General features: G+C 69.1%; 15 protein-coding genes and 1 pseudogene. 8 read left to right on the forward strand and 8 right to left on the reverse strand.

Features of this window, described 5'->3' with window-relative positions:
- Positions 1-6: 6 nt before the first annotated feature.
- Positions 7-894, reverse strand: coding sequence for a helix-turn-helix domain-containing protein (locus ACFVH5_RS22130; RefSeq protein ID WP_385835326.1), 888 nt, complete (start codon positions 892-894; stop codon positions 7-9).
- 199 nt (positions 895-1,093) lie between these two features.
- Here ACFVH5_RS22130 and ACFVH5_RS22135 point away from each other — a divergent pair, with 199 nt between their 5' ends.
- The 3 genes from ACFVH5_RS22135 (at position 1,094) to ACFVH5_RS22145 (ending at position 2,797) form a co-directional block, all read left to right on the forward strand.
- Positions 1,094-1,525 (forward strand): ATP-binding protein, encoded by a 432-nt coding sequence (locus ACFVH5_RS22135; protein ID WP_385835327.1) that lies wholly within the window; start codon positions 1,094-1,096, stop codon positions 1,523-1,525.
- A gap of 245 nt (positions 1,526-1,770) precedes the next feature.
- Positions 1,771-1,986: a DUF6243 family protein gene (locus ACFVH5_RS22140; protein ID WP_385835328.1), complete on the forward strand. Its 216-nt coding sequence runs from the start codon at positions 1,771-1,773 to the stop codon at positions 1,984-1,986.
- 178 nt (positions 1,987-2,164) lie between these two features.
- Entirely contained in the window at positions 2,165-2,797 is a 633-nt protein-coding gene (locus tag ACFVH5_RS22145; protein WP_384805913.1) for a Uma2 family endonuclease, read from the forward strand.
- A 39-nt stretch (positions 2,798-2,836) separates the two neighbouring features.
- Here ACFVH5_RS22145 and ACFVH5_RS22150 read toward each other — a convergent pair whose 3' ends face one another.
- Entirely contained in the window at positions 2,837-3,091 is a 255-nt protein-coding gene (locus ACFVH5_RS22150) for a hypothetical protein (protein WP_384805911.1), read from the reverse strand.
- A gap of 58 nt (positions 3,092-3,149) precedes the next feature.
- Positions 3,150-3,494: a hypothetical protein gene (locus tag ACFVH5_RS22155; RefSeq protein WP_384805909.1), complete on the reverse strand. Its 345-nt coding sequence runs from the start codon at positions 3,492-3,494 to the stop codon at positions 3,150-3,152.
- Between the two features lie 243 nt (positions 3,495-3,737).
- Here ACFVH5_RS22155 and ACFVH5_RS22160 point away from each other — a divergent pair, with 243 nt between their 5' ends.
- Positions 3,738-4,187: a helix-turn-helix domain-containing protein gene (locus tag ACFVH5_RS22160; protein ID WP_385835329.1), complete on the forward strand. Its 450-nt coding sequence runs from the start codon at positions 3,738-3,740 to the stop codon at positions 4,185-4,187.
- Between the two features lie 23 nt (positions 4,188-4,210).
- Positions 4,211-4,516, forward strand: a complete 306-nt coding sequence (locus tag ACFVH5_RS22165; RefSeq protein ID WP_384805905.1) for a hypothetical protein — start codon at positions 4,211-4,213, stop codon at positions 4,514-4,516.
- A 31-nt stretch (positions 4,517-4,547) separates the two neighbouring features.
- On the opposite strand, the gene ACFVH5_RS22170 is transcribed toward ACFVH5_RS22165, so the two are convergent.
- The 3 genes from ACFVH5_RS22170 to ACFVH5_RS22180 all read right to left on the reverse strand — a co-directional run bounded on the left by ACFVH5_RS22170 (position 4,548) and on the right by ACFVH5_RS22180 (position 7,669).
- Positions 4,548-5,147, reverse strand: a complete 600-nt coding sequence (locus ACFVH5_RS22170; protein WP_385835330.1) for a dihydrofolate reductase family protein — start codon at positions 5,145-5,147, stop codon at positions 4,548-4,550.
- A 150-nt stretch (positions 5,148-5,297) separates the two neighbouring features.
- Positions 5,298-6,833: an MFS transporter gene (locus tag ACFVH5_RS22175; RefSeq protein WP_385835331.1), complete on the reverse strand. Its 1,536-nt coding sequence runs from the start codon at positions 6,831-6,833 to the stop codon at positions 5,298-5,300.
- Positions 6,834-7,231: 398 nt separating this feature from the next.
- Complete coding sequence (locus ACFVH5_RS22180; protein ID WP_385835332.1) at positions 7,232-7,669, reverse strand: hypothetical protein; 438 nt, start codon at positions 7,667-7,669, stop codon at positions 7,232-7,234.
- 434 nt (positions 7,670-8,103) lie between these two features.
- On the opposite strand from ACFVH5_RS22180, the gene ACFVH5_RS22185 reads away from it, so the two are divergent.
- Positions 8,104-9,159, forward strand: a complete 1,056-nt coding sequence (locus ACFVH5_RS22185; RefSeq protein ID WP_385835348.1) for a substrate-binding domain-containing protein — start codon at positions 8,104-8,106, stop codon at positions 9,157-9,159.
- Between the two features lie 460 nt (positions 9,160-9,619).
- Entirely contained in the window at positions 9,620-10,657 is a 1,038-nt protein-coding gene (locus ACFVH5_RS22190) for a LuxR C-terminal-related transcriptional regulator (protein ID WP_385835333.1), read from the forward strand.
- Here ACFVH5_RS22190 and ACFVH5_RS22195 read toward each other — a convergent pair.
- Positions 10,617-11,333, reverse strand: a pseudogene (locus tag ACFVH5_RS22195) (hypothetical protein). The gene ACFVH5_RS22190 and the pseudogene ACFVH5_RS22195 overlap by 41 nt on opposite strands.
- Positions 11,330-12,349 (reverse strand): helix-turn-helix transcriptional regulator, encoded by a 1,020-nt coding sequence (locus tag ACFVH5_RS22200; RefSeq protein WP_385835334.1) that lies wholly within the window; start codon positions 12,347-12,349, stop codon positions 11,330-11,332. Before ACFVH5_RS22200 ends, ACFVH5_RS22195 begins: the two are co-directional and overlap by 4 nt.
- A 354-nt stretch (positions 12,350-12,703) precedes the next feature.
- Here ACFVH5_RS22200 and ACFVH5_RS22205 point away from each other — a divergent pair, with 354 nt between their 5' ends.
- Positions 12,704-13,000, forward strand: a complete 297-nt coding sequence (locus tag ACFVH5_RS22205) for a (2Fe-2S)-binding protein (protein WP_248781803.1) — start codon at positions 12,704-12,706, stop codon at positions 12,998-13,000.
- Positions 13,001-13,163 lie beyond the last annotated feature (163 nt).

Consider the following 13,163-nt stretch of genomic DNA (forward strand, 5'->3'; position numbering starts at 1 on the left):
GTCTCCCTAGAGGGTGTAGAGGACGTGCTGGATGAGGGCCAGAGAGTCCTTCACGGAGTGTGCTTCCGGGGCCAACGATACGTCGATCGGGGGCAAGGAGTAGTCGGCGAGCCGTGCGAACAGCGTTCCGTATTGGAGCAGTGCTTCCTGGTCGCGCAAGTACCGGATTCCCGTGGGCTGTTCGAGCACGACGGTGCCCAGCCGTTGCACGGAGGGGACCACGTGGACGAAGTTCCCGCTGAGGGCCGCATGCGCCTGGGAGCTGAACGGATAGATCCGGATGGTCACATGGGGGAGTCGGGCCAGCTCGATGAGGTGGAGCAGCTGTCTGCGGACCACATCCGTGCCGCCGAACTTCATGTGCAGGGCGGACTCGTGGATCACGGCGTGTACGGATGGCGGGTTCTCGCGAGTGAGAATGCTCTGCCGTTCCATGCGGAACTTCAGCGCGTCCTCGATGTCCTCGTTCTCGAAGCCCAGTTTCGGTGTGGCGAAGATGGCCTGTGCGTAGTCGGGCGTCTGGAAGAGGCCCGGGATGAAGAGCGATTGGTGCAGCCGCACTTCAGCCGCTTCATTTTCCAGCTCCGCCATGTTCAGAGGCCCTTGCTCCATGGGCTTCTTGTAGGCCGTCCACCACCCCTTGCCCGTGGCCTCGGACATGGCGACCAGGGCTTCGACGTACGTCTCATCCGTGCATCCATAAACGCGGCACAGCTCATGAAGCCGTTCCGTCAGGATCGTCGTCTTCGCCGTTTCGATCTGGCTCAGCTGGGCCCGGCCCATGCCGATCCGCTCGGCGGCCTCTCCCGCACTGAAACCCGCCTGTTCGCGCAGGTGTTTGAGCTCATGGCCGAGTCGTCGCTGACGTTCGCTGATGGTGGTGCGCAGTCCCACGGTTCACTCCTTGTCGGTCGCCCAAAGTCTCCATGGGGCGCGGTAGTTAGTCCACCGACCGAGTGAACAGCTTGAACAATGTAAACCTTTATCGCTACCTTGCGTGTGGTGTCGATTACTTAAGGGAGTCGTTCGCCTCGCTCTGTCCGTGAGCCCACAGGGCGCCCGCCTCCCTCAACCCCGACTGGAGTCACCGCCCATGGACCCCGCCCGAAGCGCCACCCACCGCCCCGCCCAACTCGTCCACGAGTACAGCCTGTTCGCCCCCGCCGACGCCACCGCGCCCCGCGTCTGCAGGGACTTCGTGCGGGCCGTGCTGTTCACGCACGGGCGTGAGGCGCTCGTCATGCCCGCCGCCCTGTGCACCTCGGAGCTGGTCACCAACGTCCATCTCCACACCAAGGGCGCCGCCATACTCCGAGTCCGGCTCAACTCGGCCCGTCTGCACGTGAGCGTCTTCGACGAGAGTCCCGATCCACCCGTCGTGGCGCGCCCCGTCGCGGGGGTGGTCGCCTGCTGGGGGCGAGGGCTCGCCCTCGTCGACGAGGTGGCGGACGCGTGGGGCGTCGCCGACGCGAGGACCGGGCGGTACGCGAAAGGCGTGTGGTTCGAGCTGTGGCCGGCGGTGTGAGCCGTTCCCGCCCCACCCGAGGAAGCGGCCGGCCCCGGGCTCTCGCCGAAAGCCCGGTCGGCGCAGGGACGGCAGAAATCTTGGTGTGCGGGGCCGACGGAACCGGGTAACGTCTTTGGCATGTTCTTCCAGACGCCGATTTACGAGTGAGAGCGTGACGGGCCCCCGCTGACGTCATCCGATGTCGCCGCCCGTCCCCCACCGACGAATCCGTAGCTCACTTCACATCAGCACCGGGAGAACCCGTGACCGTCAGCAAGAACATCAACAACCCCGTGGGCCAGGGCGGCGGCCAGCGCAAGAAGCAGTCCCGCGCCGAACGGGCGAACAACGGCCCGTACCGCAACCTCGACCGCCAGAGCGCGGCCGACCAGAAGGCGGAGCTGGTGCGCAAGATGCGCGAGAAGGCAGCCGCGGCCGAGGCCGCCCGCACGTCGGACGACGACAGCGCGCAGAGCTGACGCGTCCCGGACCGACGGACGAACAGACAGGCAGACGGCAGGGCCCGGACCGCGATGAGCGGTCCGGGCCCTGCTGCCGTGTCCGGGCTCGGCCCGGTGAGTCGTTTCTGCTTCGCCGGTTCGGGTGAATCGACGGCGTTTTCGCAGGTGAGCCCGCATTTACGAGACACTTGTGATCATGACCGAGACCAGGACCGAGCCCCCCTGCCCGCCCGAGATCGGGCCCGGCCTCGACGAGGTCCGGTGGCAGGCATGGGAGGCCATGGAACTCCCCGAGGGCTACCGGGCCGAGATCGTCGAAGGAGCCATCGAAGTGTCACCCACGGGCCGCTACGCGCACAGCCAGACCGTCTTCCTCCTCCAGGAGGCGCTGGGAGGCTTTCTGAAGGGCGGGGACTTCGCCGCCCGGAACGACACGAACGTCGTCCACGCGGGCTGTGTATGGGTGCCGGACCTGTTCATCGTCCCCAGGGACACGGAGCGGTACGTCACCGCCGACGGCGTGGGGATCACCGCGGCCGCCGTCCGGCTGGTCGCGGGGGTCGTCTCCCCGGACGTCCGCCGCCAGGAGCGCGACCGTGTCAGGAAGCGCCGCGAGTACGCCCGCGCCGCCATCCCCGTGTACGTCGTCATCGACGCCCACGACGACCGGGGCACCGTGACCGTCCTCACCGAACCCCGCCCCGACCGGGCCGACTGGGTGGGCGTCCACCGCGTGCCCTACGGCACCGAACTCACCATCCCCGAGGGCCCCGCCAAGGGCTTCGTCATCACGGAAGCGATCACGGGGCCTCCACGGGCCAAGAAGTGACCGGCCGGGGAGCAGCCGGAGCAGCCGGTCAGACAGGCCCTAGCGGCCCGTCGTCTGCCACACCGTGAGCGCCAGGGCCAGGCACGACGTGGCCGCCGCCAGGGACGGCAGCGGCCAGCGTGTGCGTTCCAGGGCCTCGATCCGGGCCTCGTGCTCGGCGAGGGCCTTGTCGGTCTGCTCGACGCGGTGGAGGAGGAGCGCGAGGTCGCCCCGGGTGGTGGCGAAGCCGACGTCGACCGAACGACGCAGGCGCTCCAGCTCCAGGACGACCTCCTCGGTCTCGGTCGTCGTCATCTAGTGCCTCCTGTGTTCGTCGTCCGTCGGGTGTCAGGTGTGCGGGCTGCGGTGCGGGTCAGCGGCAGGGCGGCCGTACGAGCTGTTCCGGGTCGCCGAGCGCGCGGGCGCAGCGGGCGGCCATCCGCCGGGTCTCGTCCTCGACGTGCGGAGCGAGCAGCGGGTCGGCGGCGATGCGGTCCAGCAGCCCGGCGATCCGGCGCAGCCGTACCGGTACGGATGCCGGGGGCACCGGCCGCAGTCCGAGCCGTTCACGGACGGCCTCCTCCAGTTCGACGACTCCGTCGGTGATGTCCCGTACGGCGCCCGTGGGGGACGACTCGTCGACGAGGTCCGGCCACCGGCGGACGAGCGAGGCGATCCACACGGCTCCGCCCCGGTGTTCGCTCATCTGATGGGGCACGTGCAACCCCTCCTCATGTATGGGAACATGCGTTCGATAGTTGCGGGCGAGCGGACAGGGTTGCATGTTGCGAGCGCGTACGCAAGTGATTACGTTCCGTGGAGGTCGAGTGTGCTGACAGAGCCTCAAGCGCGTTTATGTGACGCAGAGTTGCGAGATCTCCACAGTTACGCGCGAGCGCGCACACATACTGGTGCGTGTGCGATCGGTACGCTGCCCCGGCGACGAGGGGAGAGCCGACACATGGCTGCGAGCGCACGGGCCGGGGCCCGTACGGATCAGACGTACCGGGCCGCGGGGCTGCGGGAGTTCGCCGGCTGGATCGAGGAACTGCTGCGCGCCCGGGGCTACGACATCGACAGCCCGCGCGGCGGCGGCCGTTCGAAACTGGCCGACGACGCCGGGGTGCACCGGGCCGCCGTGAGCAGACTGCTCCAGCGGCAGTCCATGCCCGACCTGGAGACGATGCGGCGCATCGCGGCCGTACTCGGCGTCCCCCTGCGGGAGATGCTCATCCGCTCGGGCCGGCTGACCGAGGACGATCTGCCGCTCACGGGCGCGGTCCGCCCCGCGGACGGGGACGAACACCCGTGGATCAGCCCCGAGGAGGCCGCCTGCCGGATGGGGGTCCCGCCCGAACTGCGGGAGCTGTTCGCCAGGGTGGCACGGCAGTTCCTGCCGGAGGGCGCTTGACGGCGGAGGGGTCGGAGCACGGCATGGGTGAACCGGGAGGCGGCCGTGGGGCCGGGGCCGAGAGCGTCGCCGACGTCGTGGAAACCGTGGGCGAACTCCTCGGGGTACTGGCCGAAAAGGTACGGGCCGCGGGCCCGGACGGCGTTCGCGTACTCACCGAGGAGGAGTTGCAGCGGCATCAGCTGAGCTGGTTCCGCGCGGGCTGGGAGGAGCACGCCCGGGCGTCCGGCCAGGAGGACCTGGTGGGCCCGGACCGGCCCCCGGCCCGCCTCCTCCCCTTCCCCGAACGCCCGCGGGGCCACGAACACCCCTCGGACGACGGCGGTTGAGCGCGGCCCAGGGTGGCTGAGGACGGCCGGCTCAGGCGGACTCCGCCCGCGCCTCCGCGGCCCGGTCCGCACCCTCGCGCGTGTAGTGCAGCAGCACCACCCCGTTGCCGAAGCCGCGGGACTCGACCAGGCGCAGGTGGGCGAGCGCGTCGGTGTCGTGGAAGAGGGGACGGCCGTGCCCCAGGAGCACCGGGTGTACGTAGATCAGGTACTCGTCGATCAGGTCGTGGCGCCGGAACTCCGCCGCCAGTTCCGCCCCGCCGACCGCGAGGTCCCCGCCCGGCTGTTCCTTGAGCGCCCTGATGACATCGGGAGCGACCTCCCGTACGACGGTCGCGTTCCAGTCGGCCTTGTCCAGCGTCCGTGAGTAGACGACCTTCGGCATGTTCCGCCAGATCGCGGCGAACGCGCGGACGGGCTCCGGGGCGTCGGGGTCCTGGTCGGCGGTGGGCCAGTACTCCGCCATCAGTTCGTGGGAGACACGGCCGGTCAGGAAGCCGCCCAGGGCGCCGATGCGTTCGTTGAGGTGTCGGTGCAGTTCGTCGTCGACCAGGTGCCAGTCGATCTCGCGGTTCGGCCCCTCGAAGAAACCGTCGAGGGAGACGGACATGCTCAGGACGATCTTTCGCATCGCGGGCCTCACCTGGTGGGGGATCGGAAGCGGGAGCCGAGAACGGGAGCGGGGAACGGGAGCGGGCTGGGACCGACGGTAGCCCAAGCCCCTCCCTCCCGCGGCGGCCCGTGGCGGTTCGTCCACCAGGTCGGTGGCCGCGGCGGTCCGTCAGCCCATGTGGGCCGCTGCCGCGCCCTCGGCGTGCTCCTGCCTGCCCGCGTCGACGGCGAACGCCGTGACGACGAGACCGGCGAGGAACATCACCGCGGCGGCGGCGAACGCCGTCGTGTAGCCGTCGGTCAGCGCCTCGCCCGCCTTGGACACGAGGCCGGGGTCCTGGGTGGCCAGACCCCGGTAGAGGCTGCTCGCGGCGTCGGGCAGTGTGGCGTCGGCGGCCGTGGTGGAGAGCGTGGACAGGAAGGCGAGGCCCAGCGCGCCGCCGATCTGCTGCGCGGTGTTGAGCAGGGCGGAGGCGATACCGGTGTCCAGGTGGTCGACGCCGCTGACCGCGCCCAGCGTCATCGGCACGAAGCTCATGCCGAGACCGAGCGCGGTCACGAACATCGCGGGCAGTACGTGGGCCGCGTACGAGGAGCCGGGTTCCAGGGTCGCGAACCAGAACATGCCCGCCGCGGCGACCAGCAGCCCGGGACCCGCGATCAGCCGCGGGGCGCAACGGGCGACCAGCTTCGAGCTGATGCCCGCCGCCGCGGCCATGCCGAAGCTGAACGGCAGGAAGGCGAACCCGGTCCTCACCGGGCTGAACCCCTGGATGAGCTGCATGTAGAGGGTCAGGAAGTAGAACGTGGCGAACATGCCCGCACCGATGAACAGCATCGTGGCGTACGAGCCGGTGCGGTTGCGGTCGCGGAACAGGCGCAGCGGCATCATCGGATGCGCGGTCCGCGCCTGCAGGACCAGGAACACGGCGAGCAGGACGAGTGCCGCGGCGAAGGAGCCGAGCGTCCATCCGCCCGTCCAGCCGTGTTCGCCGCCGCGGGTGATGCCGTAGACCAGCGCCATCAGGCCACCGGTGCCGGTGACGGCGCCCGGTACGTCGAGGCGGCCCTTATGGCGTTCGCCCTCGACGAGGGTGCGGGTGCCGGCGAGGACGGCCAGGCCGATGGGGATGTTGACGAAGAACACCCAGCGCCAGTCGAGCAGATCGGTGAGCGTACCGCCGAGCAGCAGGCCGACCGTGGCGCCGACGCCGCCCATCGCCGCGTACACGCCCATCGCCGTGTTGCGCGACCTGCCCGCGGGGAAGGTCGTGGTGATCAGGGCCAGCGCGTTCGGTGCGGCGAGGGCGGCGCCGACGCCCTGGAGGACGCGGGCGCCGATCAGCAGGCCCTCGTTCGGGGCGAGGCCGCCCAGCAGGGAGGCCAGGGTGAAGACGCCGATGCCCACCTGGAACAGCAGCCTGCGGCCGAAGAGGTCGCCCGCCTTGCCGCCGAGCAGCAGCAGCCCGCCGAAGGCCAGCGCGTACGAGTTGACGATCCAGGCCAGCCCGGAGTCGGTGACGCCCAGGGAGGTCTGGATCGCGGGCAGGGCGATATTGGTGATGGTGGCGTCCAGGACGACCATCAGCTGGGCGGCGGCGATGACCACCAGGGCCAGGCCGAGATACCGGCCGCCGGGCGGGCCGCCGGTGCCGGGGCCGTTCGGGCGTGCGGGATCGATGACAGCGGTGCTGTCCGCAGACATGGCGGAACTCCAAACAGGGATGCAGAAAAGATGAACGAAAGCTGCGGTGGAATGGGCGCGCGGGGCGTTGTCGGTCGTCCTCGGTCCTCGTCGAACGAATACGCCCGCCGTGCAATCCGAGGCGGGGCTGCCGATACGGCACGCCTGCCTGCCTCGGGACGAAACCCAAACGTAGCAGCGCTTTTCCCTGGGGGGAGTTGAGAATCCGCGTTCTCGGAATGTGGTGATTCTCGCGCTTGACGAACGGGCCGGGGAGTGAGCACTCGCGGATTCCGTATTCATCCGCGAGTGCTCAGATCCCGGCCCGTTCTGTCACATGCGAGAAGGCCCTGATGCGGGAAGGTTCTGTCGCCGCGTCACGGCGTCCGAATCACGGCGTCCGAATCACGGGGTCCGAATCATGGAGTCCGAGTCATGGAGTCCGACGGCCGGCATGCCGTGGGCTCCTGGAAGAGCTCGGCCAGGTCGCAGGACAGTTTGGTCGCCCAGTTCCCGGCGTCGGCCCCGGTCCAGTCCTCCTGCCCCTTCTCCTCCTTCTCCTCCTGCTTCTTCTCCTGCTGTTCCGCGGGCTGTTCCTGCTGCTCTGCGGGTGGTTTCGGCGGGGTCTGGAGCCAGCTGTCGAGGTCGCGTTTCGTGTAGGCCTCGACGCAGGCGACGATCGCCTCCTGCAGGGTGCCGGTGCCCGTGATCCCGGCCAGCTCGGTCCAGTCGACGGCACAGGCGCCGGGGACGGGATCGGGTGCGGACCGGGGGGCGGCCGCCGCGGACGTGCCTGCCGTCAGGGCGAGGCAGCCCGCGGCCAGCGCAGTTATGAGGGACCGGGAGAAAGCGCGCATGGGAACTCCGTGGTGAAGGAGGACACGGTCGGAACGAGTTGTCTGGTCCCAGCAAGATCCGGGAGCGGTCCCACCGCAATCCGTGCGCCGCCGATCAGGTACTCATGCTGACCCGGACGTGGTGTTCTGCCACCTTTGACGCTCTTTCACGGCCTTCCGTCGTGTCTGTCGTGCGAGGGGGCGAACGAAGTGCGAAGGGGAGAGTGAGGGGAGTGCGTGGGTGGTGTGGATTCTCACTCCACGCATCCGCCCGACTTCGGCCCCGTCTCTTCACAGACTTCTGTTGCGAGGTCGTTAGCAGTTACTCCTTGACGCCCCGAGAACCCCCGCGTTGGCTTTTTGTCACCTGGGCCCGCACTGTCGCCCTCGTACGGAAGGCACCTGAAGTGAACCGCGCCACACGTCGTACCGCCCTGGCCGTGACCGTCTGCTCCATGACCCTGACCCTCGCCGCGTGCGGGAGCGGTGACGGCGGAACCGAAGCGAGCCCCACCAAGGGCGACGACATCACGGTGGGCCTGCTGCTGCCGGAGAAGGCGAACTCCCGTTACGAGAAGTTCGACTACCCCATCATCAAGAAGAAGGTCGGCACGCTCACGGACGGCAAGGGAAAGGTCGTCTACGCGAATGCGGAACAGGACGCCGACGTGCAGAACCGGCAGCTGCAGAAAATGGTGGACGACAAGGTCGACGTGCTGATGGTGGACGCCGTGGACTCCCATGCGATCGCCGCCGGTGTGAAGAAGGCCAAGAAAGCCGGAATTCCCGTCATCGCGTACGACCGGCTGGCCGAGGGGCCGATCGACGCGTACATCTCGTTCGACAACGAGGAGGTCGGGCAGGTGCAGGGCCGGGCCCTCGCCGACCGGCTGGACGGCGACAAGAGCCAGAAGATCGTCATGATGAACGGCGCGGTGACGGACCCGAACGCCGGCCAGTTCAAGTCGGCCGCCCTCAGCGAGCTGAAGAACAAGGTCACCATCGCCAAGGCGTACGACACCAAGGACTGGAAGCCGGCCAACGCCCGCGCCAACATGATGGCGGCCATCTCGTCCATCGGCGTGAACAACATCGCCGGGGTGTACTCCGCCAACGACGGCATGGCGGGCGGCATCATCTCCGCGCTCAAGGCCGCGGGCGCCACCAAGCTGCCGCCCATCACCGGCCAGGACGCCGAACTGGACGCCGTGCAGCGCGTCCTCGCCGGCGAGCAGTTCATGAGCGTCTACAAGCCGTACCCCGAGGAGGCGGAGACCGCCGCCGAGGTGGCCGTGGCCCGCGTCCGCGGCTACGGCATCGAGTTCGACTCGCTCACCCCCGACCGGGTCTCCAGCCCCACCGACAAGAGCATCCCCGCCAGCCTCGTCCAGGTCTTCTCCCTGACCCGCAACACCATCGCGTCGACGGTCGTCGAGGACGGCATCTACTCGGCGGAGGAGATCTGCACGGCGAAGTACCGCTCGGCGTGCGAGGAACTCGGCATCAAGTAGCCCGCGTTCCCGCCTCCGGCGGCCTCCTCACGCGGACCGGCGGCCCCCACCGCGCGGACCGGCCGAATTTCGGCCGGTTCCGTCGGTTGCGGCGCGGCGGACGCCTGCCCACGGGCCGCCCCGGCCCCACCGGACGCCGCGGCAGCCCGCCCCGCGCACCGGGCGACGCGTACGAGCCACACCGGTTCTCCGCGCCCCGACGCGCACCCTGACGTCGGACGCTGCCCGCGACCCGGCGGCCTCCCGACGGTTTCCGCCAGCTCACGCGGGCAACGTCCCTTGTGGAGGGGGCGCGTGCCGTCGCCTTCTTCAGCTTGTCGCAACGAGTCATACGGACGTGTGCGCAAACGCGGATCAAGTGGTGCGATGGGGGGCATGGAAGCGGGGGAGCCGTGTTGCGGAGGCGGGGGACGCCGCGCATAGTTGCGCTCCGAAGAGGCTGGAACCGGGGGTTGGGGAGATGGCCGGGCACACGACGGAAGCGCATCCACACGGTGCTGACCGCCTGTGCGATGCCGGAGACCGGGTCTACTCCCGTGCGGTGCGGCGCGGCCGGGTGTCCCGGAAGGACGCCGAGTCGGTGCCCTGCCTGGTCGAACTGGCGCTCCTGCATCCCGACCCCGACGACATGGGCTGGCTGGTTCCGACCTCGCCGCAGGAGGTCATGACGCGGCTGCTGCGGGAGATGCACGAGCACGTCGTCGCGACCCAGTCGCGCATGGGCGAGGCGGTGTCCGCCTTCGAGTGGTACGCGGCCCTCGGCGGCGACGCGCGCGCGTCCGCCGGGGGAGTGGCGATCCGGGTGCTCGACGGACTGCCCCGCATCCGGGCCGCCATGGACGAGGCGACCGAGGCGTGCACCTCCGAGGTGCTGGCCGTCCAGCCGGGCGGCATCCGCCGCGAGGACGAACTCACCGAAGGCCTGCACCGGGCGCTCGCGCTGCGCCGCCGCGGGGTCCGCATGCGCGACCTGTACACGCACGTGGCCCGGCACGGCCAGGGCCTGCGCAACTACATGGAGCTGATGGAGGAGGCGGCGGAGGCCCGCACGCTCGACGAGGTCACCGAGCGGCTCATCGTCTTCGACCGCACGGTCGCGTTCATCCCCGCGAGCCCCGACCGCACCATGGCCCTGGAACTGCGCCACCCGGCACTGGTGAGCTACCTCGTCACCGTCTTCGAACGGCTCTGGCGGCTGGCGGTCCCCCTCACCGCGCCCCTTCCGGACACCGGCATCGAGGGCATCACCCACCGCGAACGCTCCATCGCGGCGCTGCTCGCCGAAGGACACCAGGACGCGGTGGTCGCGGAGCGGCTCGGTATCAGCGTCCGTACGTGCCGGGCGCACATCGCCCGGCTCTCGGAGACGCTGGGGGCCGCCAGCCGTACGCAGTTGGGGGTGCGGATCGCCCAGGCGGGCCTGGACGGACCGCCGCGCGCCGCGGAACTCCAGCCGCTCACCGTTCCCGATCGTCCAGGATCCCCGAGCGACCGATGAGATAACCGAGCTGGGCGCGGCTCTCGCTGCCGAGGGTCGCCGTGAGTTTGGCGATGTGGACGCGGGCGGTGCGCACATTGAGGGAGCGACCCTCGACGTCGCCCCGCAGCTGCTCGTAGCGGGACAGGACGGTGAGCGAGTGGCGCAGCGTGTGCTGGTGGAGGACGCGGATACGGCCGCCTCGGTCCAGGAACGCCTGGTCGCGGGCGAGCGCGACGACCTCCGACACCGCGTGGCGGTCACCTGTGTGTCCTGCGTTGGTCTGGATGGAGAGGATCTAGCGGCTCGCGTCGCGCACGGCCTCGGTGATGGACTGGTTGATCCGCTTCGTCCCGCTGAGGATTCTGATCGCCGGCGCGTCGGTGGCCGCCGTCTGCCGGCTGTCGATCCGCATCAGCGGTTCGAACACCGTGGTCAGCCGTGCCTCGCGCCGCCGTTCGTCCGCGATGCGCTCCTCGGACGTGCGCAGCAGCCGGTGGAGGGCGACGACCGGGGCGACGGGTTCCAGCACGCTCAGGTTCTCGACGGTCGGGTGCAGCATCCCGAGATCGACGAGGCAGGGGGCCTTCCGGACGTCGTCGCTGTGCACGTGCCCCTCGCGCAGGGCCTGTTCGTACAGCTCGGCTCCGGCCGGGCACAGTTCTTCCACGGCGTGCGGGGAGTGTGAAATCTTCACCCCTCGGCCTCGTCCTGCTTCAGGATTCCCGACTCGGCGATCAGATAGCCGAGCTGTGCGCGGCTTCCGCTGCCCAGGGCGGTGGCCAGCTTCGCTATGTGCGCCCGGCATGTCCGTACGTTCATGCCCAGGCGGCGGGCTATCGCCTCGTCCACATGGCCCTCCACCAGGAGCTTGGCGATGGAGTGCTGGATCTCGGTGATGCCGTCGGGGGCGGTTTCGTAGGGAGCGCCGGCGCTCAGCGGGACCGCGCGGCCCCACATGAACTCGAACACCTTGATCAGGTAGCGCACGAGACCGGGGTGACGCAGCTCCAGGGCGACCTGCTGGTCGTCGCGGGTGGGGATGAAGGCGACGCTCTCGTCGCAGATGATGAGACGTTCCACCAGCTCGTCGATGGTGCGGTACTCCACCTTGCCGTCGGACAGCTGCGCCACGTAGGCCAGCTTCTCCGGGCTGTACCGGGCCGTGTGCTGGTACAGGGTGCGTATCCGCACACCTCGTTCGGTGAGCGGTCTGTCCCGCTCCAGGCCCTGGAGGAGCTGGCGCTCGGAGAGACGGTTGCTCGGCTGGACCGTGAGCATCTCGACCTGGCACTGCGCCGTGGCCAGGTTGAGGGCCGCGTTGATCCGGTCGCCCCCCTCCAGCACGGTGATCGAATGTGTGGATTCTGTGGACTGGGCGCTCAGGGTCATGAACGGCTCGAAAGCATCGGCCAGTTCGATCGACAGGCGTCTGCGTTCGAGGATTTCGTGCTCTATGGGGTTGAGTCGCTGGGCCAGGGCGACCGTGGGGGGCACGGGTCGCAGCCAGTTCGGGTCGTCCGGATCGGGATGAAGAAGGGCGAACTCCATCAGGCACGGAGCCGATGTCGCGTCCGCGCGGGCGATACGTCCCGTGCGGAGAGCGTTCGCGTAAAGACGGCCACCTTCCTCGCACAGTTCGGTCACCGGATGGGGATGTGTCTCCTTAGTCCGATTCGTTGCCAAATCTCCACCCCCCAGGGTCCTGAACATGCAGGAACATGATGCATCGATTATGTGGTCATGACGTGCCCGAATGAGCCATCGTCGTATCCGACGGGGGAAGAGGGGACCTTCAAGTGAGGACGAAGCCGACTATGGGTAAGAAAATGCTTCGCTCGGTGCTTGTCGCCGCCTTCTCCGCCGTCCTGGCCTTCGGCGCTCTGAGTGGCCTTTCGGATGCGAAGGGCGACGCTCACACTCGGGCGGACAGTACGTGGCCGTCGGCGGCCAAGTCTGCTGGCGTGCCCGGGGACAGTACCTGGCCCGCACCTCCCATCGGTGCGGACGAAGGTGCCGGGGATTGATGTGACCACTCCACCTGACGACCGATCCTTCCGCAGAGAAATGGCCACGGCCTACCGCTCCGGCTGGCACTTCATCGACCTGGCCACCGCCATCCCCCACAGCGGTGACTCGTTGATGGTGACCGTCTTCGGAGAGCCGGTCGTGGTGACGCGGGACGACGAGGACGACGTACGGGCGTACCGGTGTCTGCGGCGGCCTCGGGGGGCGCCGCAGCCGGTACGGTGCGCCATTCGGTACGGAATGATCTTTGTGAACCTCGATCAGCGCGACCATCGGCTGGACGAGCCGGAGGCCCCGGACGTACGAACCATCGCAGCCACCCCCCGCAGTGCCTGAAGCGATTCCCCCGTCGTTTCAAATCGCTCAGGCGCTTCCCCCCGCAGCGGGGGGGGGGGGGAGGCAAAAAAGCGCGGGGCGCGGCCGGTTTTTTTGATATTGAGGGACCAAAGTTTATAGGAGGAAGATTAATAGTAAAGAGGGGCGCGGACAAAGGATGAGA

The organism is Streptomyces sp. NPDC127119 (assembly GCF_042677425.1).
In the GTDB taxonomy this organism is placed as follows: domain Bacteria; phylum Actinomycetota; class Actinomycetes; order Streptomycetales; family Streptomycetaceae; genus Streptomyces.

Bases quoted from the DNA above. Each gene is read 5' to 3' on its own strand.
- ACFVH5_RS22135 (WP_385835327.1), top strand. From the start codon at position 1,094: ATGGACCCCGCCCGAAGCGCCACCCACCGCCCCGCCCAACTCGTCCAC.
- ACFVH5_RS22145 (WP_384805913.1), top strand. From the start codon at position 2,165: ATGACCGAGACCAGGACCGAGCCCCCCTGCCCGCCCGAGATCGGGCCC.
- ACFVH5_RS22150 (WP_384805911.1), bottom strand. From the start codon at position 3,091: ATGACGACGACCGAGACCGAGGAGGTCGTCCTGGAGCTGGAGCGCCTG.
- ACFVH5_RS22160 (WP_385835329.1), top strand. From the start codon at position 3,738: ATGGCTGCGAGCGCACGGGCCGGGGCCCGTACGGATCAGACGTACCGG.
- ACFVH5_RS22165 (WP_384805905.1), top strand. From the start codon at position 4,211: ATGGGTGAACCGGGAGGCGGCCGTGGGGCCGGGGCCGAGAGCGTCGCC.
- ACFVH5_RS22170 (WP_385835330.1), bottom strand. From the start codon at position 5,147: ATGCGAAAGATCGTCCTGAGCATGTCCGTCTCCCTCGACGGTTTCTTC.
- ACFVH5_RS22175 (WP_385835331.1), bottom strand. From the start codon at position 6,833: ATGTCTGCGGACAGCACCGCTGTCATCGATCCCGCACGCCCGAACGGC.
- ACFVH5_RS22180 (WP_385835332.1), bottom strand. From the start codon at position 7,669: ATGCGCGCTTTCTCCCGGTCCCTCATAACTGCGCTGGCCGCGGGCTGC.
- ACFVH5_RS22185 (WP_385835348.1), top strand. From the start codon at position 8,104: ATGACCCTGACCCTCGCCGCGTGCGGGAGCGGTGACGGCGGAACCGAA.
- ACFVH5_RS22190 (WP_385835333.1), top strand. From the start codon at position 9,620: ATGGCCGGGCACACGACGGAAGCGCATCCACACGGTGCTGACCGCCTG.
- ACFVH5_RS22200 (WP_385835334.1), bottom strand. From the start codon at position 12,349: ATGTTCAGGACCCTGGGGGGTGGAGATTTGGCAACGAATCGGACTAAG.
- ACFVH5_RS22205 (WP_248781803.1), top strand. From the start codon at position 12,704: ATGGCCACGGCCTACCGCTCCGGCTGGCACTTCATCGACCTGGCCACC.